Origin of the sequence: Microbacterium sp. 22296, assembly GCF_052045385.1 — a bacterium.
In the GTDB taxonomy this organism is placed as follows: domain Bacteria; phylum Actinomycetota; class Actinomycetes; order Actinomycetales; family Microbacteriaceae; genus Microbacterium.
On the sequence record NZ_JBQEOS010000004.1, the window covers coordinates 108,797 to 134,868 of the forward strand.

21 protein-coding genes are annotated in these 26,072 nt (G+C 69.2%); 4 read left to right on the top strand and 17 right to left on the bottom strand.

The window, feature by feature from the left end; translation table 11 throughout:
* Window positions 1-36 precede the first annotated feature (36 nt).
* The 6 genes from ACTJJP_RS09655 to rlmN all read right to left on the bottom strand — a co-directional run bounded on the left by ACTJJP_RS09655 (window position 37) and on the right by rlmN (window position 7,184).
* Complete coding sequence (locus tag ACTJJP_RS09655; protein WP_440774802.1) at window positions 37-516, bottom strand: NUDIX domain-containing protein; 480 nt, start codon at window positions 514-516, stop codon at window positions 37-39.
* Entirely contained in the window at window positions 516-2,132 is a 1,617-nt protein-coding gene (locus ACTJJP_RS09660) for a DUF4407 domain-containing protein (RefSeq protein ID WP_440774803.1), read from the bottom strand. The genes ACTJJP_RS09655 and ACTJJP_RS09660 overlap by 1 nt, the downstream gene beginning before the upstream one ends.
* Window positions 2,133-2,512: 380 nt before the next feature.
* Window positions 2,513-3,526, bottom strand: a complete 1,014-nt coding sequence (locus ACTJJP_RS09665; protein ID WP_440774804.1) for an aldo/keto reductase family protein — start codon at window positions 3,524-3,526, stop codon at window positions 2,513-2,515.
* A 462-nt stretch (window positions 3,527-3,988) separates the two neighbouring features.
* Entirely contained in the window at window positions 3,989-4,792 is an 804-nt protein-coding gene (locus ACTJJP_RS09670) for an ABC transporter permease (protein WP_440774805.1), read from the bottom strand.
* Complete coding sequence (locus ACTJJP_RS09675) at window positions 4,789-5,661, bottom strand: ABC transporter ATP-binding protein (RefSeq protein WP_440774806.1); 873 nt, start codon at window positions 5,659-5,661, stop codon at window positions 4,789-4,791. The genes ACTJJP_RS09670 and ACTJJP_RS09675 overlap by 4 nt, the downstream gene beginning before the upstream one ends.
* A 209-nt stretch (window positions 5,662-5,870) precedes the next feature.
* Window positions 5,871-7,184, bottom strand: a complete 1,314-nt coding sequence (gene rlmN, locus ACTJJP_RS09680) for a 23S rRNA (adenine(2503)-C(2))-methyltransferase RlmN (RefSeq protein WP_440774807.1) — start codon at window positions 7,182-7,184, stop codon at window positions 5,871-5,873.
* Between the two features lie 210 nt (window positions 7,185-7,394).
* On the opposite strand from rlmN, the gene ACTJJP_RS09685 reads away from it, so the two are divergent.
* The 4 genes from ACTJJP_RS09685 to ACTJJP_RS09700 all read left to right on the top strand — a co-directional run bounded on the left by ACTJJP_RS09685 (window position 7,395) and on the right by ACTJJP_RS09700 (window position 12,684).
* A complete protein-coding gene (locus ACTJJP_RS09685; protein ID WP_440774808.1) occupies window positions 7,395-8,303 on the top strand; it encodes a PRD domain-containing protein in 909 nt (302 codons plus the stop codon).
* 190 nt (window positions 8,304-8,493) lie between these two features.
* A complete protein-coding gene (locus ACTJJP_RS09690; RefSeq protein ID WP_440774809.1) occupies window positions 8,494-10,353 on the top strand; it encodes a beta-glucoside-specific PTS transporter subunit IIABC in 1,860 nt (619 codons plus the stop codon).
* 19 nt (window positions 10,354-10,372) lie between these two features.
* On the top strand, window positions 10,373-11,788 hold the full coding sequence (locus ACTJJP_RS09695; RefSeq protein WP_440774810.1) for a glycoside hydrolase family 1 protein: 1,416 nt from the start codon (window positions 10,373-10,375) through the stop codon (window positions 11,786-11,788).
* Window positions 11,789-11,838: 50 nt separating this feature from the next.
* Window positions 11,839-12,684, top strand: a complete 846-nt coding sequence (locus tag ACTJJP_RS09700) for a Cof-type HAD-IIB family hydrolase (protein ID WP_440774811.1) — start codon at window positions 11,839-11,841, stop codon at window positions 12,682-12,684.
* Between the two features lie 84 nt (window positions 12,685-12,768).
* Here ACTJJP_RS09700 and ACTJJP_RS09705 read toward each other — a convergent pair whose 3' ends face one another.
* The 11 genes from ACTJJP_RS09705 to ACTJJP_RS09755 form a co-directional block, all read right to left on the bottom strand.
* Window positions 12,769-13,716, bottom strand: coding sequence for an ATP-binding cassette domain-containing protein (locus ACTJJP_RS09705; RefSeq protein ID WP_440774812.1), 948 nt, complete (start codon window positions 13,714-13,716; stop codon window positions 12,769-12,771).
* Window positions 13,713-14,822, bottom strand: coding sequence for an ABC transporter ATP-binding protein (locus ACTJJP_RS09710; protein WP_440774813.1), 1,110 nt, complete (start codon window positions 14,820-14,822; stop codon window positions 13,713-13,715). The genes ACTJJP_RS09705 and ACTJJP_RS09710 overlap by 4 nt, the downstream gene beginning before the upstream one ends.
* A gap of 2 nt (window positions 14,823-14,824) precedes the next feature.
* On the bottom strand, window positions 14,825-15,892 hold the full coding sequence (locus tag ACTJJP_RS09715) for an ABC transporter permease (protein ID WP_440774814.1): 1,068 nt from the start codon (window positions 15,890-15,892) through the stop codon (window positions 14,825-14,827).
* A complete protein-coding gene (locus ACTJJP_RS09720) occupies window positions 15,889-16,824 on the bottom strand; it encodes an ABC transporter permease (protein WP_440774815.1) in 936 nt (311 codons plus the stop codon). The genes ACTJJP_RS09715 and ACTJJP_RS09720 overlap by 4 nt, the downstream gene beginning before the upstream one ends.
* Window positions 16,821-17,477: a UbiX family flavin prenyltransferase gene (locus ACTJJP_RS09725; protein ID WP_440774816.1), complete on the bottom strand. Its 657-nt coding sequence runs from the start codon at window positions 17,475-17,477 to the stop codon at window positions 16,821-16,823. Before ACTJJP_RS09725 ends, ACTJJP_RS09720 begins: the two co-directional genes overlap by 4 nt.
* Window positions 17,474-18,724, bottom strand: coding sequence for a M20 family metallo-hydrolase (locus ACTJJP_RS09730; protein WP_440774817.1), 1,251 nt, complete (start codon window positions 18,722-18,724; stop codon window positions 17,474-17,476). Before ACTJJP_RS09730 ends, ACTJJP_RS09725 begins: the two co-directional genes overlap by 4 nt.
* Window positions 18,721-20,148 (bottom strand): UbiD family decarboxylase domain-containing protein, encoded by a 1,428-nt coding sequence (locus tag ACTJJP_RS09735; RefSeq protein WP_440774818.1) that lies wholly within the window; start codon window positions 20,146-20,148, stop codon window positions 18,721-18,723. The genes ACTJJP_RS09730 and ACTJJP_RS09735 overlap by 4 nt, the downstream gene beginning before the upstream one ends.
* A complete protein-coding gene (locus ACTJJP_RS09740) occupies window positions 20,148-21,527 on the bottom strand; it encodes a dihydroorotase (protein WP_440774819.1) in 1,380 nt (459 codons plus the stop codon). The genes ACTJJP_RS09735 and ACTJJP_RS09740 overlap by 1 nt, the downstream gene beginning before the upstream one ends.
* Window positions 21,524-23,182, bottom strand: a complete 1,659-nt coding sequence (locus ACTJJP_RS09745) for an HAL/PAL/TAL family ammonia-lyase (RefSeq protein ID WP_440774820.1) — start codon at window positions 23,180-23,182, stop codon at window positions 21,524-21,526. The genes ACTJJP_RS09740 and ACTJJP_RS09745 overlap by 4 nt, the downstream gene beginning before the upstream one ends.
* A 289-nt stretch (window positions 23,183-23,471) precedes the next feature.
* On the bottom strand, window positions 23,472-24,383 hold the full coding sequence (locus ACTJJP_RS09750) for an isocitrate lyase/phosphoenolpyruvate mutase family protein (RefSeq protein WP_440774821.1): 912 nt from the start codon (window positions 24,381-24,383) through the stop codon (window positions 23,472-23,474).
* A gap of 33 nt (window positions 24,384-24,416) precedes the next feature.
* On the bottom strand, window positions 24,417-26,060 hold the full coding sequence (locus ACTJJP_RS09755) for a peptide ABC transporter substrate-binding protein (protein WP_440774822.1): 1,644 nt from the start codon (window positions 26,058-26,060) through the stop codon (window positions 24,417-24,419).
* Window positions 26,061-26,072 lie beyond the last annotated feature (12 nt).

Genomic DNA, 26,072 nt, shown 5'->3' on the forward strand with positions numbered 1-26,072 from the left:
CTCGCCCGCGCGGAGCAGCGGGACAGGGCGCGGGTTTCAGGCGCCGGGCAGCTCCCGCAGCGCCGTCTGGAGCACATCGACCGCGGGGCGCTGACCCTTCACGAGGGCCTCGCGGGCGGCATCCAGACCCATCCACTCGGCGCGGTCGACCTCGGGGAACGAGGCCGTCCTGCCGGAGCGGGGCGGCCACTCCATTTCGAACGTGCCGAACGCGAAGGCGGATGCCGTGAACCCGGCCCCGTCGCCGGCGAACACCACGACCTTCTTGCCGCTCGAGTACGCGAACGTGCCGAGCTCCGCCCACTCGACGTCGGGCGGCTCGACGCCGAGCTCTTCGCGGAACTCGCGCTTCGCGGCATCCAGAGCTCCCTCGGAGTCGGGATCGAACTCGCCCTTCGGGATCGACCACGCGGCCGCGTCCTTCTCCGCCCAGAACGGCCCGCCCATATGAGCGATGAGCACCTGGGGCGCGGGGGTGAGGCGGTACAGCAGCAGCCCCGCGCTCCAGGCGACCATCAGGACACCGCCGCCGGCACCCGGTTCGCCTCGTCGGCGATGATGTCGGCGCGCTTGCGGTAGGTGCGAGCCGACACCCTGTCGAGGGCGATCTGGCCGCGCATCTTCTCGGCCTTCTCGTACAGCGAGGGGCCGCCGAAGCTGGTGAGCACCTTCACGATCACCGGGAGCAGTTCGATCATGAAGAACAGCGCCGCGATGAGATAGTGCGCCCAGCGGAGTACGGGCTCGCGATCCGAAAGGCGTTCGAGCGCGGTGATCTGGCTCAGCAGGCCGACCGCCCCCGCGTTGCCGTCGGCGACGGACTCCGACCGCGCGTTGTACGCGGCGAGCGCCGACTCGTACTGCGTGCGGGCGGCGGGCAACTGATCCTCGGCCTGCTGCTTGTTGGCCTCGGAGGTGGATGCCGCAGCCTCGGCGCCCGCGGTGTTGGCGGCCGCGAGGGTGGACTGCGCCTGCTGCAGCTGCGTCGACAGGGAGTCGTACGCCGACTGCGCCTGGGCGAGCTGCGCCTGCGCCGCGTCGGAGCTCGCGCCACTGCCGGCGAGACCGGTGCAGCCGGGAACGGTACCCGCGCCCTGGCCGGTGAGCTCGCACTGGTACACGGCTCGAGCCTGGTCGATCACGGTTTGCTGGGCGGCCAGCTGCTGCGTGAGCTGGTCGACGGTCTGCTGCGCGGCGGCCGATTCGGCCGACGTCGACGACGTGCCGCTCACGATGCCGGTCGCCGCCTGGTTCTCGAGCGCCGCGACCTGCGCGCTGGCCGCATCGAGCGCCTGCTTCTCGGGGCCGCCGGTGATGGCATCCTGATCGGTCAGCGCCTGCGTGACGTTGGTGGAGTTGACCTCGCGCACGATGTCGTTCTGGAACACCTGCAGCACCAGCGGCTCGGCCACCACGATGCCGATGAGCGCGGCCATGATCACGCGCGGCAGGGCGAGACCGAGCAGCCGGAAGACGTTCTTGGTCGAGCGCATCGTCGAGGTGAGGAAGCGGTCGAGGTTGAAGATGATCAGGCCCCACACGATGGCCAGCGGGATCGCGAGGAGGATGCTGACGCGCACACCGGTGAGCAGGGCGAACATCATCGACAGCGCCGAGACGAGCGCGGTCCCCCCGAGAACGAGGAACATCTGCACGAAGCGCGGAACCTCTTCGGGAACCTCGTCGAGCACGTCGTTGTCCGCTCCGCCGAGCACGGCCATGCGCCGGATCAGCGACAGACTCGGGCGGCGGGGATCGTGGCGCCGCAGGCGGGTCGGACGAGGTTCGGATGCCACAGGGCTCGGCGCGGCCTCGGGCGGCGGCGCGGGAGCCTCCGTCGTCACGTCGGCCGGGTCGCGGTCGAGGCGGATGGTCTCGTCGTCAGAAGCGGATACCGCGAAATCGCGGTCGAAGCGGAGGGTGTCGTCGTCGGCGAAGGGGTCGCGCGGCTCGTCGTCGGCGGGGGGCGCGCCCCAGGGCTCGGAGGTGTGGTCGGGTGTCGCGGCGTCGGGTTTCACCGCGTTCTGCGCGGCGAGGATGTCGTCGAGATACTGCTCGCGTTCCTCGTCCGTCGTGAACTCGATACGACCGTCGGAGCCGAAGCGGCCGGGTCGGTGAGCGGAAAAGGACATTCGCACAGGGTACGACGCGTTCCCTGCTCTCTCCTGAGCGGCGCCTGAGGCGCTGCCCCGCGTCGGGCGCGCGGTCGCCGTGCCCGCGCCGTGCCCGCGCCGTGCCCGCGCCGTGCCCGCGGCCGCCACATCTGGCGGACGCGAGATCACACCCGCTTCACGAGATCACGCCCGGTTGCGACGAAAACTCCGTGATCTCGCGCAGAACGGGTCATTTCGACGCCCGACCGGCGACGCGCCGGACGCCACCCGCGCCGAGCGAGCGCGGAAGCCACAGAACCCGCAGGCCCGCAGGAGCCGTCACCGGCCTACCCAGCCGCGCCCATAGGGCGGAGGGCGGCGGGCCGGGCGCGAACGCCCGACCCGCCGCCTCTCGTGGGTCAGACCAGTCGCTGCTTCGGCGACACCTCGTAGGTGTTCTCGGGGTCGGAGAACACGGCATCGCCGAGCGCCTCGTCGATGGCGGCGAGGGTATCGGCATCCAGGGTCACGCCCGATGCCTTCACGGTCTCGGCGAGCTGCTCAGGACGCGAGGCTCCCACGAGGGCCGCGGCGATGTTGGGGTTCTGGAGCACCCACGCGATCGCGAGCTGCGGCATGGCGAGCCCGGCCGCGTCGGCGATGGGCTTGAGGCGCTGAACGGCCTCGAGCGTGCCGTCGTCGAGGAACCGCTTGATGAAGTTCGCGCCGCTCTTCTCGTCGGTCGCGCGCGAGCCCTCGGGCACCGGCTGGCCGGGCAGGTACTTGCCGCTCAGCACACCCTGCGCCATCGGCGACCAGACGATCTGCGAGATGCCCAGCTCTTCGCTGGTGGGCACGACCTTGCCCTCGATGACGCGCCACAACATCGAGTACTGCGGCTGGTTCGAGATGAGCTGGATGCCGAGCTGCTTCGCGAGCGCGTGACCCTCTCGCAGCTGCTCGGCGGTCCACTCCGAGACGCCGATGTAGAGGGCCTTGCCCTGGCGGACGACGTCGGCGAACGCCTGGAACGTCTCTTCGAGCGGCGTCTCGTAGTCGAAGCGGTGCGCCTGGTAGAGGTCGACGTAGTCGGTGCCGAGACGCGTCAGCGAGCCGTTGATCGAGTCCATGATGTGCTTGCGGCTCAGACCGGTGTCGTTCGGCCCCATCGGACCGGTGGGGAAGTACACCTTCGTGAAGATCTCGAGCGACTCGCGCCGCTGACCCTCGAGGGCCTTACCCAGCACCGTCTCGGCCGCCGTGTTGGCGTAGGTGTCGGCGGTGTCGAAGGTCGTGATGCCCGCGTCCAGCGCCGCATGCACGGTCTTGATCGCGGCGTCGTCACCGACCTGCGAACCGTGGGTCACCCAGTTGCCGAGGGTGATCTCCGAGATCTTGAATCCACTGTTTCCGAGGTAGCGATAACCGACCATCCCTCAACGCTAACGCTCCCCTCCGACACCGGGGCCGCGGCATCCCTCCCTCCACCGAGAAACGCGATTCGCGGGCACAAACGCCGCGAGCACACGTTTCTGCCCGCGAATCGCGTTTCTCGCGAAGAACCAGCCGCACCGCACGCCCCGCGAACGAACCCCGCGCAACCCTCACTCGCGCCCCGCGCCCACCCTCGCGCAACGCTCACTCTTACCGCGCGCCCACCCTCGCGCGACGCCCGCGGCGCATCCCGCGCGCAGCCCAGCGCCCACCCCGCGCAAGCTGCCCACGTCCGCCCGCGCAACCCCGCGGCCTATCCCGAGCCAACACCCCGCGCCCACTCGCGCGAACCCCGGCGCCACTCCCCGCGCCAACACCCCGCGCGATGCCCGGCGCCCCGCGCCCACCCCGCGCAAACTCACCCGTACCCTGCCTGAGCGAGCCGAGGCACGGGAGTCGCGTCAGGAGTCCTTGCGGATCCAGCGGAACGTCACCCGCACGACGGCGAGACCGACCACCAGCCAGATCAGGGTCACCAGCAGGATGAGCGGGTGATCCCACGACCCCGACGGTTCGGCGGCGGCGAAGCCCTCGGGCAGGAACACCGACCGGAACCCCTGCGCGAGCCACTTCAGCGGGAAGATGCTCGCGAAATTCTGCAGCCACTCCGGCAGGGCGGCGAAGTTGATGTAGACGCCCGAGATGAACTGCAGCAGCAGCACGATCGGGATGACGACGCCGGTGGCGCTGCGGCCGGTGCGCGGCAGCGCCGACAGCCCGATGCCGAGGATCGCGCACGTGGTCACCCCGAGCAGGAACACCCACGCGAAGGTGAGCCAGTGTTCCGGATCGGTCGGCAGCGGCACACCGAAGAACACCGCCGCGACCACGATCAGCAGCACCGACTGCAGGAATCCCGTCACCAGCACCTGGCCGAGCTTGCCGATGAAGTACGACACCGGGCTCAGCGGGGTTCCGCCGAGGCGCTTGAGCGTGCCGTCGCTGCGCTCCATCGCGATGTCGATCGACATGTTCTGCAGTCCCGACAGCAGCACGCCCGCGGCGAGCATCGCGGGGAGGTAGAACTGCGCGGCATCCACCTCATCGCCCGGAGGACCGAAGGTCTGCGCGTCGAAGGCGACGGCGAAGATCAGCAGGATCATCACCGGGAACAGGAACGTGAAGAACACCGAGTCGCCCTGGCGGAAGTAGGAGCGCACCTCGAAGGCGATGCGCGCGGCGCCCAGCCGCAGCACGCGGCTCACGCGAGATCCCCGGCCGTGGACCGCCGAGCCTCGTCGCCGAGGAATGAGAGGTATACGTCCTCGAGGCTCGGGCGCACGACCTCGAGCCGCTCCGGCTCGCCGCCTCGGGCGTACAGGGCGGAGACGAACGCTCCCGGGTCGTCGGTGCGCTCCTCGCGCGTCACCCCGCCCTCGCGCCACCGCACGAGCGGCACGCGGGCGTCGGGTCCGCCGAGCTCGTCGATCCGACCGACGGATGCCATCTGCCCGCCGACGATGATCGCGGCGCGCTCCGCGAGCTCGGCCGCCTCGTCGAGGTAGTGCGTGGTCAGCAGGATCGTGGTGCCCTCGCGCTGCAGGTCGCGGATGAGATCCCAGAACTGACGCCGCACCTCGGGGTCGAACCCGGTCGTGGGCTCGTCGAGGAACAACAGCTCGGGGCGACCGACGATGCCGAGTGCCACGTCGACGCGACGACGCTGACCGCCCGAGAGCTTGCGCACACTGACCTTCGCCTTCTCGGTCAGCCCCACCGAGGCGATCACCTCGTCGACGTCGCGGGGACGCGGGTAGAAGGAGGCGAAATGCGCGAGCAGTTCGCGGACCGTCGCCGTCGGCGCCTCACCGGTGTTCTGCAGCACGATGCCGAGCCGCGCCTTCCAATCGAGACCGCCGCGGTGCGGGTCGACGCCGAGCACGCTCACGTCGCCTCCGGTGCGGTCGCGGTAGCCCTCGAGGATCTCGATGACCGTGCTCTTGCCCGCGCCGTTGGGTCCGAGCAGCGCGAACGTCTCGCCGCGGTGGATGTCGAAGGTCACGCCGCGCAGCGCCTCGAGTCCCCCTCGATAGGTCTTGCGCAGGTTCTCGACCTCGACGACGCTCTCGCTCATGCCCTCAGTCTGGCGTGGCGGGCTCGATCGGAGCCTGCGGATGTGCCGAGCAGCCTGGCATCCCACGACCGCGGGGCGCGTTCCGGCGAGGCGGTGAGCCGGCCACACCGCCCTGAGAAACGCGATCCACGGGCAGAAACGCGTCGACGGGGCGTTTCTCGGCGCGGATCGCGTTTCCCACCGCCCCGCGCCGCGGCGACGATGAAGTCTCAGCCGACGGGCGTGACCGCCGCGGCCGCCTCGTCGTCCTCGGTCGCGACGAGCTGGCCGCACGCCCCGTCGATCTCCTTGCCGCGGGTGTCGCGCAGGGTCGTCGGGATGCCGGCGTCGTTGAGGCGCCGCACGAACTCGTTCTGCACGGGCACCTCGGATGCCGTCCAGATCGAGCCCGGAGTCGGGTTCAGCGGGATCGGGTTGACGTGCACCCAGCCGCGACCGCGGGCGTTGAGCTTCTCGGCCAGCAGGTCGGCGCGCCACGCGTGGTCGTTCATGTCCTTGATCAGGGCGTACTCGATCGAGACGCGGCGCCCGGTCTTGTCGAAGTAGGCGCGGGCGGCATCCAGGGCCTCGTCCACCTTCCACTTCGAGTTCACCGGGATGAGCTCGTCGCGCAGGTGATCGTCGGGGGCGTGGAGCGACAGGGCGAAGGTCACCGGGATGTCCTCGTCGGCGAGCTTCTTGATCGCGGGGACGAGACCCACGGTGGACACCGTGATGCCGCGGGCGCTCATGCCGAGCCCATGGTCCTTGTCGACCATGACGCGTACGGCCTGCATGACGCGGTTGTAGTTCGCGAGCGGCTCGCCCATGCCCATGAAGACGATGTTCGAGACGCGGTCGAGCGAATGGTCGGTGCTCTTCTTGCCCCCCAGTCCGCCGGCGGCGATGAGGGCGTTGGCCCGCACGATCTGCTCGATGATCTCGGCCGCCGACATGTTGCGGGTCAGGCCCGCTTGGCCGGTCGCGCAGAACGGGCAGTTCATGCCGCACCCGGCCTGGCTCGACACGCACAGCGTGATGCGGCCGGGGTAGCGCATGAGCACCGACTCCACGAGCGCGCCGTCGTGCAGCTTCCAGAGGAACTTGATGGTGTCGCCGCGATCGGTCTCGAGCCGGCGCACCTCGGTGAGCAGCGGCGGGAGCATTCCCGCGACGAGCTCGTCACGACCGGATGCCGGGAGGTCGGTCATGGCGGCCGGGTCGGACGTGTAGTGCGTGAAGTAGTGCTTCTCGAGCTGCTTGGCGCGGAAGCCGGGGAGCCCCAGCTCCTTCGCCTTCGCCACGCGCTCGGCGGGCGTGAGGTCGGCGAGGTGCACCGGGGGCTTGCCGCGCTTGGGGCTGGCGAACTGCAGCAGCGGGCGACCGGTCTCGTCCTTGGCCTGCTGCCACCCTTCGGTCTTCGGCCGCACCTGGCGGATGCCGGTGTCTTTCGGCCGCGTCTCGCGGACGGCGGTGTCGGCCGGGGCCCCCGCGGGGCGCGCCTGCCGGGGCGTGGTGGAGCGCACGGGGGGCTGATCGGTCATGTTTTCCAGGGTACCGGGGTGCGCCTGCGCCGCGGCTGGGCGTCTCGCCCCTCGCCGGGAGCGCACAACGCAGGAGATTCCGAGCTCACGGCCACGCAGAACCCGGCGACGACGGCGGCGCCCTGCATCCGTCCACGAATCTCCTGCGTTGTGTCCGACCGCGCGATGCGGACCGACCGGCCGCCCGACCCCGGTCATAAACTGCATCCCATGCCCGGTGCCGGTGACGCCTCCCTCCCGCCCGGCGGCGTGCAGAGACTGCTGAACAACAACGTCGTCGTGGCGATCGACGCCGACGGCCGCGAGCGCGTGCTGATGGGCCGGGGCATCGGCTTCCAGCTCAAGCACGAGGGGCGCGTCGACCCCGCGAAGGTCGAGAAGACGTTCGTGCTGGATCAGGCCACCGACACCGCGCACGCGCAGAAGCTGCTGACCGACGCTCCCTACGCGCTCGTGCAGGCGGTGCTCCACGCCGTCGACGAGGCCGAGCGCGAGCTCGGCCGCGATCTGGGTCGGCGTCTTCCTCTCGCGGTCATCGACCACGTGAACTACGTCATCGAGCGCCTCAACCAGGGCATCCGCATCCCGGGCACCTCGATGCCCGAGTTGCGCATCCTGCACCCCGACGAGTCTCGCGCGGCGGAGCACATGGCCGCCTCGATCGCGGCATCCCTCGATCGGGAGCTTCCCCCCGAGGAGGGGGTGTTCCTCACGATGCATCTGCTCAACGCCACGCGCGACGAGCCCAACGGTACGGCGGCGCTGCTGTTCCGACGGGTCCAGCACGTCGTCCGCACCGTCGAGACGGGGCTGGGCGTCTCGCTCGACACCGACAGCCCCGACTTCGCGCGTTTCATCCTGCACGTGCGATTCCTCCTCCAGCGGCTCGTGAACCGCGCGATGCTGACCAGCGGCGACTCGTCGTTCTTCGAGTTCGCCAAGCACCGCTACCCGCGCGCTTTCGGCATCGCCGAGGCCGTGAAGGCCTACGTGCTCGCGGCGACCGGGTCGACCCTGACGGACGAAGAGGTGCTCTACCTGACGGTGCACGTTGAGCGTCTCGCAACGAGCCTGGGTCGCGCAGACACCTCTGGCGGACCCGACGCACCGGTGCTATAGTCACCGACGCAGGCTCACACCTGCCGACGATTTCCGGATTGTTACCGCGCGAGCGGGCAAGACCTGAATCCACATCGCTGACGAGCGATGAACGGATTCGGGTCTTTTTTATTGCCCGAAACACCCGGGGTCGTCGCCACAGAACATTCGAACAGGCCGCACCGAAGCGGCGAAAGGCAGGCGGATTCCGATGGTGGATCACGCGAAGACGGCGACGGCGGTACTGACCGGCGTCGGCGGGGAAAGCAACATCACCTCGATGGTGCACTGCGCCACGAGGCTCCGATTCGTCCTGAAGGACGAGGGCAAAGCGGATGCCGCGGCTCTGCGCGCGACACCCGGCGTCATCACCACCGCTCAGGCGGGCGGGCAGTACCAGGTCGTGATCGGCAACGACGTTCCCGACGTCTATGCCGCGATCCAGGCGCAGACGAAGCTCGGCGGCGCGGGCAGCGAGGGCGGTGAGGAGGGCCCCAAGGGCAACCTCTTCAACCGCTTCATCAAGATGATCTCGGCGATCTTCACGCCGATCCTCTGGGCCCTCGCGGGGACCGGTCTGCTGAAGGCGTTCGTCGCCGCGGCCGTCACCTTCGGCTGGCTGGATGCCACGAGCTCGACGTACGTCATCCTCAACGCCCTCTCCGACGCGCTGATCAACTTCCTCCCGATCGCGTTGTCGATCACCGCGGCGCGGTACTTCAAGGCCTCGGAGTTCACCTCGTTCGCCATCGCCGCGGCCCTGGTCTACCCCTCGATCGTCGCGCTGAACGGTCAGCCCGACATCACGTTCTTCGGCATCCCGGTGACGATGGTCAGCTACGTCTCGAGCGTCATCCCGGTGATCATCATCGTGTGGCTGCAGAGCCACGCCGAGCGGTTCCTGCTCAAGGTCCTGCCCGGCGCCGTCCGCCGCTTCCTGACCCCGATGATCGTGGTGCTCGTCGCCGTGCCGCTGGTGTTCCTCGCCATCGGCCCCCTCTCCAGCCTCATCGGCGGCGGTCTCGCCGCGGGCATCGGCTGGGTGTTCCAGACGCTGCCGTGGCTGGGCGGGGCGATCATGGGCGGCCTGTGGCAGGTGTTCGTGATCTTCGGCCTGCACTGGGGCCTCGTGCCGCTGTTCCAGCTCGAATACCAGACCACCGGCCAGATCCTGCTCATCGGCCCCGTGTTCACGGCGGTGCTGGCTCAGGCCGCCGCGGTCGCCGGTGTGCTCGTGCGCACCCGCAACAAGAACCTGCGCTCGCTCGCCGCCCCGGCCACCCTCTCGGGCTTCCTCGCCGGCATCACCGAGCCCGCGATCTACGGCATCAACCTGCCCCTGAAGCGTCCCTTCGCGTTCGGCATCGTGGGCGGTGCGCTCGGTGGCGCGCTCATCGCGATGGGCGGGGTCTTCTCGAAGGCGTTCGTCGTCCCCTCCGGCCTCGCTCTGCCCGCCCTGCTCGGCAACGGCAACATGGTCATGCTCGCCATCGGCCTGGCCGTGGCCGTCGTCGTGCCCTTCGTCCTGGTGGTGGTCTTCGGATTCAAGGACCCGGTCGACGCCACCGCCCCCGCGACCGCGGCCGTCGCCACCGACACCGTGGTGCGCAACCCCGTCGACGGCACCGTCGCGCCCCTCTCGGAGGTTCCGGATGCCGCCTTCGCCGACGGTTCCCTCGGCAAGGGCGTCGCCGTCCGCCCCACGTCGGGCGCGGTCTACGCCCCCTTCGACGGCACGGTCGTCGCCGCCTTCCCCACCGGTCACGCGATCGGACTGCGGGGAACCGACGGCGTCGAACTGCTCATCCACGTGGGCCTGGACACCGTCAAGCTCGGCGGCCAGCACTTCACCCTGAAGGTGCAGTCCGGCACCGAGGTGAAGACCGGTGACCTGCTGCTCGAGTTCGACGGCGAGGCCATCGAGAAAGCCGGCTACGACCTCATCACCCCGGTCATCGTCACCAACGGCGATCTCTATCCCGACGTCGCCGACGTGGCATCCGGACCCCTCTCGCACGGCGAGACGCTGTTCCGCGCCGTCTCGGTCGACGCCCTCACCACCGCCCGCTGATCCCCCGGAGACACGAAACATGACGAACACCCCCTTCCCCAACGGCTTCCTCTGGGGCGGCGCGACCGCCGCGAACCAGATCGAGGGCGCGTACGACGAGGACGGCAAGGGACTGTCGGTGCAGGACGTGATGCCCCGCGGCATCTCGGCCCCCCGCAGCGATCGGCCCACGCCCGACAACCTCAAGCTCGTCGGCATCGACCACTACCACCGCTACGCGGAGGACATCGCCCTGTTCGCCGAGATGGGCTTCGGCGTCTACCGCTTCTCGATCGCGTGGAGCCGCATCTTCCCGAACGGCGACGACGCGGAACCTAACGAGGCGGGCCTGGCGTTCTACGACCGCGTGCTCGACGAGCTCGAGAAGCATGGCATCGAACCGCTCGTGACCATCTCGCACTACGAGACCCCGCTGCACCTCGCGGAGGCGTACGGCGGATGGACGAACCGCGAGCTCATCGGGTTCTACGAGCGCTACGCCCGCACGCTCTTCGAGCGTTTCGGCTCGCGCGTGAAGTACTGGCTGACTTTCAACGAGATCAACTCGCTGCTGCACGCGCCGTTCATGAGCGGCGGCATCCCGATCCCCGAGGGCGGCGTGCCCGAGCAGCAGCTCTACCAGGCGATGCACCACGAGCTCGTGGCATCCGCCCGCGCCACCCGCATCGCCCGCGAGGTCGCCCCCGAGGCGAAGGTCGGCTGCATGGTGCTGTCGATGCCCATCTACCCGCTGACCCCGTCGCCCGACGACGCGCGCGCCGTGATGGATGCCGACCACGGCAACCTCGTCTACGGCGACGTGCACACCCGCGGCGCGTACCCCGGGTACTTCCTGCGGACGCTGCGCGAGAAGGGCATCGAGCTCGAGATCACCGACGCCGACCGCGACGACCTGACCAACACGGTCGACTTCGTCTCGTTCAGCTACTACATGTCGATCGCCGAGACCGCCGATCCCGCGAAGCGCGCGGAGGGCGAGGGCAACATCATGGGCGGTGTCTACAACCCCACGCTCGAAGCGAGCGAGTGGGGTTGGCAGATCGACCCCGTGGGGCTGCGCCTGGTGCTGAACCAGTTCTGGGACCGCTGGCAGAAACCGCTGTTCATCGTCGAGAACGGCCTGGGCGCGCGCGACCAGCTCGTCGAGGTCGACGGCGAGAAGACGGTCGTCGACGACTACCGCATCGCGTACCTCAACGACCACCTCGTGCAGGTGGGCGAGGCGCTCGAGGACGGCGTCGACGTGCTCGGCTACACCTCGTGGGGGTGCATCGACATCGTCAGCGCCAGCACCGCTCAGCTGAGCAAGCGATACGGTTTCATCTACGTCGACCGAAACGACGACGGAACCGGAACGCTGGATCGCTACCGGAAGAAGTCGTTCGGCTGGTACGCCGACGTCATCCGATCCAACGGCGCATCCCTCACCCGCTGACCCCCGTCCGGTTCGGCCCCGGGANCGGGGCCGACCCCTTGGAGTGCCCCATGACCCGCATCGCCTTCCTCGACGTCGACGGCACGATCCTCGAGCACGGCTCGGTGATCGCGCCCTCCACGGTCGAGGCCATCCGGCAGGCCCGCGCCAACGGCCACCTCGTGTGGCTGTGCACGGGCCGGGCCGAAGCCGACATCCATCCCGACGTCGTGGCCATCGGCTTCGACGGGGCGATCTCCAACGGCGGCGCCTACGCGACCCGCGACGGCGAGACGCTCGTCGAGCGCCCCCTTCCCCGCGGCGACGTCGACGCCCTGGAGGCCTACTTCCGGGCCCACGGCATCCACTACTTCCTCCAGACGCACGACGCCGTGCACGCCTCGCCCGGAATGGCCGAGACGATGGAGGAGTTCCTGCGCGCCCGCCATGCCCAGCGGGCCGAGGAGCTCGAGGCGCTCGGACTGCCGTCCGACATCGACCACCGTCAGCGCGACCTGCGCGCCGTGGACGAGGTCGACCGGGACCGCGTCGCGAAGGCCGTGTTCGTCAGCCCCTCCCCCGACACCGTCGCGCACGCCGCGGCCGAGCTCGGCGCCGGCTTCCACGTCATCCCCGGATCGATGCCCCTGCCCGGCGGGTCGAACGGCGAGATCGGGATGGCGGGCGTGACCAAGGGCTCGGCGATCACCGAGGTCCTCGGCGTTCTCGGGCTGTCGGCGACGGATGCCATCGGCATCGGCGACAGCTGGAACGACGTCGAGATGTTCGAGGTCGTCGGCACCCCCGTCGCGATGGGCAACGCCGAACCGGAGCTGCAGCGCCTCGCGGGCCGCGTGACGACCGCAGTCCTGGAAGACGGCGTGCACAACGCGTTCGCGGAGCTGGGCCTGATCTGACGTTGCGCGGCACGGGGGCCCCGAGCCCCGGCTCCGGCGGATCGAGGCGACCGGACGCCGTGGCATCCGAAGGCCGCGACCGGGTCACGCCGTCGGCTCGACCGCCGTCCATTCCGCCAGCTGCGCATCGGTGGCGAGCACGCGGTGGGTCTGCGACAAGGAGTGCTCGCGGCCTTTGGCGTAGTCGATGCCCCGGGCGACCGGGTCGTAGGGCTCGGATGCCGTGCGGCGGCGCATCGCGCGGGGATCCGCCGACAGCACCGCCCGCAGCAGCGACTGCGTGTAGGGGTGCACGGCCGATCCGAAGATCTCCGCGGTCGTGCCCGTCTCGACGAGGTAGCCGCGGTGCATGACACCGATGCGGTCGGAGATGTATTTCACCATCGCCAGATCGTGCGCGATGAAGAGGTAGGCGGTGCCGAGCTCCTTCTGCAGGGCGCGCATGAGGTTCACGACCTGGGCTTGGATGGACACGTCGAGAGCCGACACGCACTCGTCGGCGATCACGAGGTCGGGCTGCATGACCAGCGCCCGGGCGATACCGATGCGCTGGCGTTGGCCGCCCGAGAACTGGTGCGGGTAGCGATCGGCGTACTCGCGCGCGAGGCCGACCTTCTCGAGGATCGCGTAGACCTTCTCGTCGCGCTCCGCCGTGGTGGCGTACCGGTGCTGGGTCATGAGCCCCTGCGCGACGATGTCGAAGACCTTCTTGCGCGGGTTCAGGCTCGACATCGGGTTCTGGAAGATCATCTGGATGCTCGATCGCAGATGGGAGCGCGCAGACGGACTCAGCCGCCCGCTGATGCGTTCGCCCCCGAGGGTGACGTCGCCGCCCGTGGGGTCGAGAAGGCGGATGATCGAGCGCCCGATGGTCGACTTCCCGCTGCCCGACTCCCCCACGAGACCGAACGTCTCGCCCCGGCGGATGTCGAACGAGACCCCGCCGATCGCGGTGACCGAGTGGTGCCGGCCGAGACGGAAGATCTGAGTGAGGCCGCGGACGGACAGGAGGTTCTGCTCAGCGGTGGTCATCGGTCCGATCCTTCGTGCAGGGCGAGCATCGCGTCGATCTTCTGGCGCAGGGGCGCCGGCATGTCGACGTCCGGCGCGTCGGGGTGGGCGAGCCACGAAGCGACCCGGTGGCCCTCGCCGACGTCGAAGAGGGGCGGTTCACGCACCAGATCGATCTCGAGCGCGAAGGGATTGCGCGCCGCGAACGGGTCGCCCTCCGGAAGATTCGCCAGGCTCGCAGGACTCCCGGGGATCGCGAACAACTCCGAGGCGTCGGTTGCGAGGTCGGGCATTGCCGACAGGAGTCCCCACGTGTACGGATGCCGCGGATCGTAGAAGACCTGCTCGGCGGTGCCCTGCTCGATGATGCGCCCGGCGTACATGACGTTGACGTGGTCGGCCACGGTGGCCACGACGCCCAGGTCATGGGTGATGAAGATGACCGACAGCCCGCGCTCCGCCTGGAGCCGCGTGAGCAGTTCGAGGATGCGCAGCTGGATCGTGACGTCGAGAGCCGTGGTGGGTTCGTCGCAGATGAGGATGTCAGGGTTGCACGACAGCGCGATCGCGATGTTCACGCGCTGGCACATGCCGCCCGACAGCTGGTGGGGGTACTGCCTGAAGCGCCGCTCGGGCTGGTCGATGCCCACCTCGGCGAGCAGCTCGATGGCCCGCGCCCGCGCGGCGCGGCGATCGAGGCCGAAGTGCTCCTGCATGCCCTCCATCACCTGCTTGCCGACCGTCATGGTGGGGTCGAGGCAGGTGAGGGCGTCCTGGAACACCATCGCGACGCGGCGCCCGCAGATCTCCCGGCGGATCTGCTTCTCGCTCATCTGCGCGATGTCGCGGGTCAGCGGGGCGCCGTCGTCTCCGTAGCGGGTGATCTCGATCGAGCCCGCGGTGATGCGCTGATTGGAGGCCATGAGGCCGAGGATCGCGCGCGCGGTCACCGACTTGCCGCTGCCGGACTCGCCGACGATCGCGACCACCTCGCCCTCGTACAGGTCGAAGCTCGCGCCGCGGATGGCGGTGATGGCGGTCTCGCCCTGGAATTCGATGGCGAGGTCGCGCACCGAGAGCACGCGGCGGCGGGCACGGCCGCTTGCGGTGGTGTCGTTGGCGGTCACGGTCATCCTCTCCGGCTGATGAGACGGGGGTCGGTCGCCTCCTTGAGCCCGTCGGCGACGAGCGTGAAGGCGACCATGAGCAGGCCCAGGACCACCACGGGGATGATCACGAGCGAGGGGTACGACAGGAACGACTTGTAGCCGATACTGACGAGCGAGCCGAGCGACGCCATGGGCGCCTGCACGCCGAGACCGACGAACGACAGGTAGGACTCGGTGAAGATGGCGGCGGGGATCGAGAACATGCTCATGGTCACGATCGGGCCGAGGATGTTCGGCAGGATCTCGACGAACACGATGTGGCCGTTGCGCGCCCCGAGGGTGCGCGAGGCGAGCACGTACTCCTCGCCCTTCTGCCGCAGCGCCTGGGCGCGCGCCACGCGGCTCATCGCGAGCCAGTTGCTCAGCAGCAGGCCGAACACGATCGCGCCGATGCCCGGGCCGACCGCGACGACGAAGAGGGTGACGATCACCAGCTGCGGGATGCCGGAGAGCACCTCCACGACCCGCTGCATCCCGCCGTCGATGCGGCCTCCGAAGTAGCCCGAGACCAGTCCGTAGGTCATGCCGATCACGACGTCGATGGCGAACGCGATCACCGCGACCAGCAGCGAGACGCGCGTCCCGCTCCACACGCGCTCGAACAGATCGCGTCCGAGCTCGTCGGTCCCGAAGAGGAAATACGTGCCGGCCGGCACGTTCGCCTTGGCGTACTGGTCGACGCCGTCGCGAGTGCCGTTCAGGATGCCGAGCACCTCGAGCCCCGGCACCTTCGGCGGCAGAAAGCGATAGGCGACGTTCGCGGTGTCCCCTGCGGTCGGGAAGAAAGGAACCACGATCGCCAGCAGCACGATGACGGCCAGCACGACGAGTCCGACCATTGCGGGCCCGTTGCGGCGGAACCGCCGCACGATGTCGTGCAGCCCGCCCTTGCCGCTGCGACCGGCCGTGATGACGGAGGTGGTAGGACGGTTCGCGGCGGAGACGAGCCGCAGGCCCTCGGGCGCGATGCCCGGGTCGAGGGCAGTGGTGGGTGCGACGCGATCGGGTTGCACGTTCGGGTCGGTCATCGCGTCTGTCCTGCCAATCGGATGCGGGGGTCGATGAGGCCGTAGAGCACGTCGACGGCGAGCATCACGATGATGTAGATCACGCTGTAGACGAGGCTGATCGCGATGACGATGTTGTAGTCGACGTTCTGGATCGCCGTCAGCAGGAGTTGCCCGAGGCCGGGGGCGCCGAAGATCTGCTCGATCACGACCGAGCCGGTGATCAGGCCGATCAGCAGGGGCGAGAGCACGGTGATGATCGAGACCATCGTGTTGCGCAGCGCGTGCCGGCCGATGACCTTCGCGGGACTCAGCCCCTTCGCCTTGGCCAGCAGGATGTAGTCGCTGTCGAGGCAGTCGAGCATCTCGGAGCGGGCGTATCGCGCCGTGACGGCCATCACGTACGCGGCGAGCGAGATGGTCGGGAGGATGCTCGAGACGAACGGGTCGTCCTCGGAGTAGCGGATCGGGAGCAGCTTCCACTCGAAGCCGACGAAATAGACCAGCAGCAGCGCGATGACGAACGACGGCACGCTGAACGCGATGACCGAGACGAAGGTCGAGAGGTTGTCGAACCAGCCGCGCTTCTTGATGGCCGAGACGATGCCGATGAGCAGGCCCAGGACGACGCCGAGGACGAGGGCCTGCAGGCCGATGCGGATGGCGACGGGGAGGCGCGAGCCGAGCATCTGCGCGACGGGGAAGTCGGGGATGAGGTTGTACGACACCCCGAAATCTCCGCGGAGCAGGTTGAGCAGATACGTGCCCAGGCGCAGCATGACGGGCTCGTCCAAGCCGTACTTCTGCGTGAGGAGTTCGCGCTGGATCTCGTCGAGCTTCTCGTTGTTGAAGGGCGAGCCGGGCAGCAGCTGCAGCAGGGCGAACATCACGATCGCGATGGCGAGGATCGTGAAGACCGAGGTCAGCAGCCGGGTCACGACGAACTTGGTCACGGCGCCCCGCCCCACCCCGAGGTGTCGCCCAGCACATCGGCGGACTCCACGCTCTGCGCATCGCGCGGGATGCCCTCCCACGATCGCGCGTGGAACTGCGTCAGGCCCACGCGCACGAGGGCCCGGCGCGCGAGGGAGTCGATGATCTCGTCCACCGACTGCGGGCGGGTGTAGAAGGCGGGCACCGGGGGCGCGATGATGCCGCCGGCGCGGGCCACGGCATCCATCGCCGCGATGTGTCCGCGGTGCAGGGGCGACTCGCGCACCATGAGCAGGGTCGGAACGCCCTCCTTCAGACACACGTCGGCCGCCCGGGTCACGAGGTTGTCGGCGAGGCCGTAGGCGATCCCGCTGAGCGTCTTCACGGTGCACGGCGCCACGATCATGGCGGTGGTGGGCGTCGAGCCGGAGGCGATCGAGGCACCGATGTGCGAGGGGCGGTGCGCCACGTCCGCGAGCGCCTCGACCTCTTTCTGGCTGAGCCCGCATTCCTGCTGCAGCGTCATGGCGCCGGCTTTGGAGATGACGACATCGCTGCGCAGCCCCGGATCCATGCGGAGCAGTTCGAGGATGCGGACGCCGATCCCCACGCCGGAGGCGCCGGTGATCGCGACGATCACGCGCCCGGGGGGCTCCTGTCGGGTGCGGTTCATGAGAGTCCTTCCTGATCCAGGGTGATCACCGAACGCGCCAGGGCGTGCACGCCCACGACGATGTCGTCGAGTTCGGTGAACTCTTCGGGGCAGTGGCTGCGCCCGTCGCGAGAGGGGATGAAGATCATGCCGATGGGGCCGAGCTTGGCCATCTGCACGCCGTCGTGACCCGCGCCGCTGTACAGGTGCGCGGCCGGATGCCCGAGGGCCGAGATCGATCGCTCGATCGCCGACGACAGGCGCGGGTCCACCGCGGTGGGGCGTTCCCACGGCAGCCAGGTGACTTCGTGGCTCAAGCCGCGCTTCTCGGCCTCCTTCGCCGCGATCTCGGCGATCTGATCGCGCGCGAGAGTGAACCAACCGAGGTCGGGGCTGCGGAACTCCGCGGTGAGCAGGGCCGCCTCGGTCACCACGCTCGTCGCGTCGGGGGTGAAGGTGACGGCGCCGACGGTGCCCACCGCCTGATCGGCGGAACCGGCGATGCTCTCGACGGCGAGCACCACGCCCGCAGCGGCGCACCCGGCGTCGTGGCGCAGCGACATCGGCATCGTGCCGGCGTGATCGCGGCGACCGGTGAACAGCGTGCGGAAACGCGAGATCCCGGCGATCGAAGTGACGATGCCGAGCGGCAGACCCGCCCGTTCGAGGACCGGCCCCTGCTCGATGTGCAGCTCGAGGAAGCCGAGGACCTCGTCGTCGCCCCACCGCGTGCCGCCGAGCGGGTCGTCGTAGCCGGCCGCGGCGAGTGCGGCCCCGAGGGTGCGCCCGGTCTCGTCCGTGGCGGAGAGGTGGGTCGTGGTGAGCGAACCGGCCAGGGCGCGACTGCCCAGGCATGACAGCTCGAAGCGATTGGCCTCTTCGTTGTAGAAGTCGACGACGCGCAGGTCGTGCGCCAAGCGGATGCCGTTCTCGCGCAGCATCCGTGCGACCTCGATGGCACCGAGCACGCCGACGATCCCGTCGTAGCGCCCGCCGCCGTCGACGGTGTCGGTGTGCGAACCGATGACGATCGCGCGGCGATCGCTCCCGGTGCCGGCGAGGGTCCCGATGACATTGCCGATGTTGTCGACGCGCACGTCGAGGCCGGCCGCGCGCATGAGCGCGGCCACGTGATGGCGGGAGTCGGTTTCGACCTCGCTCAGGGCCACCCGGCTCCAGCCCGGACGAGAGGTGTCGACGAGGCGGGAGATCTCCTCCAGGTCGGCACTCAGGCGCGCGGCGTCGGGCAGACCGATGTCGGTCTTCATGCGCGGATCCTCCCCCTGTCGGCCACGAGCGCGCTGTGAACGACGATCGCGGGGCGCAGCCGGTCTCCCCATCCTTCGCCCACGAGTCGGTCTCTCACTTCGCGGACGACCTCGGCGGGGGGAACGGCCAGCTCGGGGCCCACCGCGCGGTCGCCCGCGGTGACGGTGGCATCCATACCGACCTTGGTCACCATGCCGTCGCGCTGCATGGGGACATTGCGGTCGGTGGCGACGCCGTCGACCAGCACGAGATCCCGGTCCCAGCGCATACGGCTGGTACGCGCCCAGTGCACGTGCTCCTCGTCCCACACGTCGACGTCGGCATCCACCACGGTGACCTGTTTGACCATGCTGACGGCGGCGAAGGCACCGAACATGACGCGCTTCGCCCCGCCGGGGCGGGCGTTGGCGATCGAGACGACGACGTCGACCCGCCCGCCGCCGGAGTGCGTCACGGCGACATCGACGATGTCGCATCCGATGTTGCGCAGGGCGTGGCGGATGCCGGCGGCGATGGGGAGCGCGGCGATGTAGCTGTGCTCGGAGGACAGGCCCGGGAGGATCACATGGACCTCCGGGTCGGCGCGGCGGGTGACGGCCGTGACCTCGAACGTGAAGCCGTCGCCGTAGTCCTCGTACATGCCGTGGTACTCGTTGACGAGTCCCTCGTGCACGGGTCGATCCGCGTGGATGAGACCCTCGATGACGATCTCGGCGTCAGCGGGCACGAGCACCTCGCTCGTGACGCCCCGCACCACGCGCACGGGCTCGCCCAGCAGGGCGGCGGCGTGCTCGAGCTCGTCGTCGCCGAGACCCAGGTAGCAGCACGCCGCGAGCTGGATGGCCGGATGCGCACCCAGCACGACCGCGACGGGCAGCCCCTGTCCGGCCGATGCGGCCGAGCGCGCCATCGCGGTGAGGTGGTGGTTGGGGGCGATTCCGACGAAGCCGGTGGTCTCGTCGAGCGGCTTGATGCGGGCGTACGACGCATTGCGGTGGCCGGTGACCGGGTCGTGCGCGACGATCATGCCCGCCGTGATGTAGCCGCCCGAGTCCTTCTCGAAGAACGTCGGGGTCACGACCTCGGTCCAGACGGAGGCCGCGGGCAGCGTCACCGCTTGCACCGGGCCGTCCGCCACGACCTCGACCGGCTGACGATCGGCGACGGCTGCGGCGAGCCGGGGGAGGAGGTCGCGCACGTCGGCGCCGATCGCGCGGGCGAGTCGCTCACGCGAATTCAGCACGTTGCCGACGACCGGGTGGGGGGATCCGTCGACGGTGGTCATCCGCACGGCGGGGCCGCGATCGAGCAGGGCGAGGACGCTCGCTAGCTCGAAGCGCGCGTCCACGGGGCTGGCGACCTCGATCAGTTCACCGACGGCGGAGAGGGCGTCGAGGTAGGTGCGCATCGACTGGTCGGCCATCAGCGCCCCCGTCCGATGAAGACGCCGTCGCCGGGCTCGGCGATCAGGCCCTCGGCATCCGTGTAGACCTCTTCGCCGCGCACGATCGTGGAGTGGATGAGACCCGGGAAGCTCATGCCGGAGTAGGGGCTCCACGTGGCGGTCGAGTACATCCGCATGTCGTCGATCGCCGTCGTCCCGCTCGGGTCGATCACGACGAAGTCGGCGTCGAGACCCGCGACGATCGATCCCTTGCGGTGGTCGATACCGAACGCCCGGGCGGGGTTGGAGGCGAGGACCGCGGCGGTGCGCAGCAGCGACATCCGTCCCTCGAAATACCCGGCGCCGACGACGATGGGAACGAGCGTCTGCACGCCCGGGGCACCGGAGGCGTTGTCGAAGATCTCCGGGAAGCCCTTCTTCGTCAGGGGCCAGGGCGCGTGGTCGCTGGTGACCATGTCGATGCGGCCGTCGGCGAGCGCCGCCCACATGCCCTCCGCGTGCTCCGAGGTGCGAAGCGGAGGGTTGATCTTACCGAAGGGGCCGAGCCGGTCCATGTCGTCCTCGGTGAGGACGAGGTAGTGGGGGCAGGTCTCCAGCGTCGCGTCGAGGCCGTGCGCGGCCTTCTCGGTCACGAGCGTCACGGTGTCGGGCAGGCTGGCGTGGAAGATGTGGAAGCGCGCGTCGGCCGCGGCGGCGACCTCGAGGCCGAGGGCGACCGAGGTGGTCTCCGACACGGGGGGCCGCGAGCGGTTGTGGTCGATCGGGGCCGTGCGCCCGGCGGCCTTCGCGGCGGCGACGAGAGCGGAGATGATCTCGCCGTCCTCTGCGTGCACGCCCACGCGCACACCACGGGCGGCCATCACCGTGAACGCCTCGAGGAGCTGGTCCGAGGGGATGCGCGGGAAGCGCACGGGGTCGGTCTCGAACAGCGAGACCTTGAAGCCGCTGACGCCCTCGTCGATCATTCCGTCGATGTCGCGCACACCGTCGCCGGGTCGGACGGTGCCGTGCAGGGCGACGTCGACGCGCGCCTCCCGCGTGATGCGTTCGCGCTTGCCCGCGACCGCGGCCGCGGTGTTGATGGGGTTGCCCGCGTCGTAGGGCATGTCGATGATCGTCGTGACGCCGCCGGCCGCCGCGGCCGCGGTGGCGCCGTCGAACGTCTCGGTCGGCTCCGAGAACGCGTGCACGTGGGCGTCGACCGCCCCGGGCAGCACCAGCAGACCGGGGCCGCCCAGCACGCGCGTCGCTCCCGCGATGGCCGCCGCGGCGGCGTCGTCGCCGAGCACGGCCGAGATGCGGCCGTCCTCGATCACGACAGCGCCCTCGTCGATCACACGATCGGGGGTGACGATGCGGCCGCGGACGACGCCCGATCCACCGGTGCCGCGGGTCACCGAACGCCCCCGACGACCTCTTCGACGCGCTCCAACACGGAGCCCAGCACGACCATGGCCTGAGCGTTGACCATCTGCTCCGATTGGTAGATGTCCTCACGGGTCATCGGGACGATCTCACGGACCGCGTCGTAGGCGGCCTGGCTCCCGAGTCCGAGGCGACGACCACCGAGGTGCGGGGCGCCGAGATCGATGCCCTGGGTGGCGAGGATGAACTCGATACCGAGGATGATCTGCGTGTTCTTGATGATGCTGCGCGCCTTGCGGGACGAGAACGTGCACATCGACACGTGGTCTTCCTGGTTGGCCTTCGTGGGGATCGAGTCGACGACCGAGGGAAAGCACAGCACTTTGTTCTCAGAGGCGATGGCCGCCGCCGCGCAGTGCACGATCGAGAAGCCCGTGTTCAGGCCCAGCTGACCGCCGACGAGGTTCAGCGGCAGGCCGTAGCTGAGGTTGGGGTCCGTCAGGCGGAACGAACGACGCTCGGAGATCGCCCCGATCTCCGCGACGGCGATCGCGATGAGGTCGGCCGCGACGCCGATGGGCTCGCCGTGGAAGTTCCCGCCCGACAGCACGTCGTAGCCGCCCTTGCCGTCGCTGAGCACGAGCGGGTTGTCGGTGGCGGCGTTGGCCTCGCGCACCAGCAGCGTCTCGGCGAACAGGAGCGACTCGCGCGTGGTGCCGTGTACCTGGGGGGCGCAGCGCAGCGAGTAGGCGTCCTGGACGCGGCGCTTGTACCCGCCGGGACGCTGCTCGTCGGGGAGCTGGATCTCGCGGGCCTCCTCGACGGTGCGCTCGCTGCCCTGCGTCAGGGCGCGGACGTTCGCGGCGACCGACACCTGGCCGGGGGCGTTGCGTGCGGTGTGGATGCGCTCGTCGAACGCGTCGAGTTCACCGCGCACGGCCTCGAGCGAGAGGGCGAGGGCGACGTCCGCCTGACGGGTGAGGCTCCACGCGTCGGTCAGCGCGAGGCACGCGGTCGCGAGCGAGATGGTCGAGCCGTTGATGAGGGCGAGGACGTCCTTCTGCTTGAGCTCGAAGTCCAGCGCCAGCCCGGCCGCGGTGAGGGCCTCGACCGCCGGCATCCGTACACCGCGGTGGTAGGCCTCGGCCTTCTCGTGGCCGACCATGACGCTCACCAGGTGCGCGAGGGGGGCCAGGTCGCCCGAGGCGCCGACCGAACCCTGCCCGGGAATCACGGGGAGCACATCGGCGTTCAGCATCTCGATGAGGCGGTCGATGCACTCGATGCGCACCCCCGACATGCCCTTCGCGATCGCGTTGGCCCGGAGCAGGAGCAGGGCGCGGGTCTCGTCGAGGGGCAGCGGCTCACCGATGCCCGCCGAATGCGAGTTGATGACCAGACGCTGGAAACGCGCCTGGTCCTCGGTCGGGACGCGGACGTCCATGAGGCGACCGAGACCGGTGTTGATGCCGTAGATGGCGGGCGCGTCTTCGGCGAGGAAGTGCGCCTCGACGTAGGCGCGGGCCTCGTTGGTGACCCGCCGGGCTTCGTCGGAGAGCACGACGACGGGGAAGGAGCCGTCGGGCAGGCCGCGCGCGACGAGCGCGATGGTGTCGATGTCGAGCGAGAACCCGTCGATCTCGACGGTCGTGGTCGCGGCCAGCGTGGGCGCCGCCAATTCAGTCATCGTGCCTCTTTCGTCGATCCGGATCGGGTCTCGGAGCGTTCGGTATCAATGCGTTAATCCTGCACAGAACAAATCAAATCGGCAAACGATCCGAACATGATTCAGAACTGGATGGATATGACCGCGGAATGACGGGATGCCACGCGAACGCGCCGCGTCCTGCCGAATTTCGTTCGGCCGGCACACGCGGCATCTCGACCCTCGCGCCGAATATCCTTCGGTCGACACCGCAGAACCGCCCCGCCGCGTACGAGACGCGGCGGGGCGGTTCGGAGGTGAGACGAACGGGTCAGGCGGAGTGGATGGCCCGCGGATCGTTGAAGCTCTGCGCACGCCCGGTGAACTCGGTTTCGAGGTCGAGCAGCTCCTGCGCGGCGAAGAACGCCATCCCACTGTGACCGGGGTACTCATCGGGGAGCATCTCGTTCGAGTAGGTGTTACCCATCTCGGCGAGGTTCGCCCGACCGGCTTCGAGCATGCCGGCCATGGACGCCTTCATCGTGAAATGCATCGTGATGAGGTCGTATCCCAACGCGGACAGCTGCGCGAACGACATCTGCTCGAGCCCTCGCTTGGCGTTGATGTCGGCGAACATCTTCAGCCCCGGCACCCGGCGGGCGACCTCGGCGGCATCCGTCAGGGTCGTGACGTTCACCACGACCGTGGCGTGGGCGCCGAGCTCGACGCAGTCGATCATGCGCTGGATGCCTTCTTCAAGATTCGCGCTGCCGTAGTTGCTGCGGGCGATCACCATGCAGTCGGTGCCCTCGACGGCCTTCACCGCCGCACGCACCTTGGCGTAGTACTCCTCGCGCGGCAGCATGTTGTCGATCGAGACGTCCCGGGCATAGCCCGGTTCGAACTCGTCCTCCATCAGCACGGCCATCGCCCCGGCCTTGGCCACCCGCCGGCAGGTCTCGTAGACCTGCAGGGGGCTGGCGCCGAACCCGTCCTCGATGTCGACAACGAGGGGAAGGGGCGACATGTCCACGATCCGCTCGACGGCCCACAGCAGCTCCTCGAGCGAGAGCAGCCCGAGGTCGGGGATGCCCTTCATCGACATCGACACCTCCGACCCGCTCAGGAGCATCGCCTCGAACCCGGCCAGCTCCACCGCGCGGGCCGACGAACAGTCGAACACGCACGGCGCCAGGACGCTGCCCGCCTCCATCACTTCGCGGAGGGTCTTCTTCGCCGTCATCTCGCCACGTCCTCTCGGCAGTCGGTCATCTCGTCAGTCGTCCTTCGTCACGATGCGGTAGTTCCACGTCAGGCTGACGTTGCGGACGTCCATGTTGTGCACCTTGGGGTTGATCAGCATCGCGATGCCGTTCTGGACCGTGGGGAACACCGCGACGTCGCCGAGGAGGATGTTCTCCGCCTCGTGCAGGCTGTCCCACCGCGCCTGGGGTTGGCTGAGCATCTCGGGCGTGCGCGCCGCCGCGATGATCGCGTCGTACTGGGGGTTGGCGTACCCGCCGAAGTCCCGCTGCGAGGTCGACGACAGCAGCTCGAGGAACGCCATCGGGTCCTTGTAGTCGGGGCCCCAGCGGAACAGATACAGGTCGAAGTCACCGGCCAGCGCCTGCTCGTTCGCCGTCGCCTTGGGCTGGCTGGTCAGCTCGATCTTCAGACCGGGCAGGGCCGCCTCCCACTGCGAGGAGATGTACTCGGCCTGCGCGATCGAGGACTCGTCGTCCCAGTAGGACAGGCGCAGCGTCACGGAGTCCGTACCGAGGGCGGCGAGGCCCTTGTCCCACGCCTTCTTCGCGGCATCCAGGTCGTAGGGAAGGTAGGTGTCGCCCGTGTCGCGGAACTGCTCGCCGTCGGGTCCGACCGCGAGGTTCTTACCGACGAAGTAGTCGGCGGCCTCCGCGCCGTTCTTCAGCACGTCGTTCGCGAGCGCGGCCTTGTCGTACGAGGTGGCGAGGGCCGTGCGGATGTCCTTGTTCGCCAGCACCGGGTTCGACATGTTCGGGTACATGTACCACATGTGCACTTCCAGCGCCGTGGTCAGCTCGTCGGAGTCGGCGTAGCGGTCGATCAGACTTCCCGAGATCTCCGTGAAGTCGAGATCGCCGCTCTCCTGCAGCAGGGCGGCGGTCTGCGAGTCCTTGACGACCTGCCACTTGATCTCGTCGATCCCGATGTTCGCCGCGTTCCAGTAGTCGGGGTTCTTCTTCGCGGAGAAGTTGTTCGCGAAGTCCCACGAGTCCCACGTGAACGGGCCGTTGTAGATGGTCGTCTCGGGCGTCTGGCCGTACTGGTCGCCCACCTGCGCGAGGTACTTCTGGTTGACCGGGAGGAACGCGGGACGCACCAGCAGAGCCTGGAAGTACGGGACGTCGGCCGCGAGCTCGACCTGAAGGGTCTTGTCGTCGAGGGCCTTCACACCGAGCTCGTTGTAGTCCATCCCGTTGTTGACGATGTCGTTGGCGTTCTTGATGCCCGCGGCCACCGCCTCGTTGCTGTTCGGTGCGGCCGTGGCCGGGTTGACCAGCCGCTTCCATGAGAACTCGAAGTCGGCGGCGGTGACCGGGTCGCCGTTGCTCCACTGGTCGTCACGCAGGTGGAACGTGTAGGTGAGCCCGTCGTCCGATTTCTCGAAGCTCTCCGCCATGAGCGGTTCGAGCTCGTGATTCTCGTCGAGGGAGTAGAGGCCGTCGAAGACGGCGGTGAGCACCTCGTTCGACATGCCGTCGTTGACCTTGTGGGGATCGACGGCCTGGAGCGGGAGGAGCTTGCCGACGGTCAGGACGTGAGCAGAGCCGCCCCCGGATGCCGAGGGGTCGGCGCCGCCGTCGCTGCAGGCGGTGAGAAGGCCCACCGCGGCGGTCAGAGCGACCGCGGCAGTGAAGACCTTGGAGAACCTTTTCATGTGTTGGTGGTG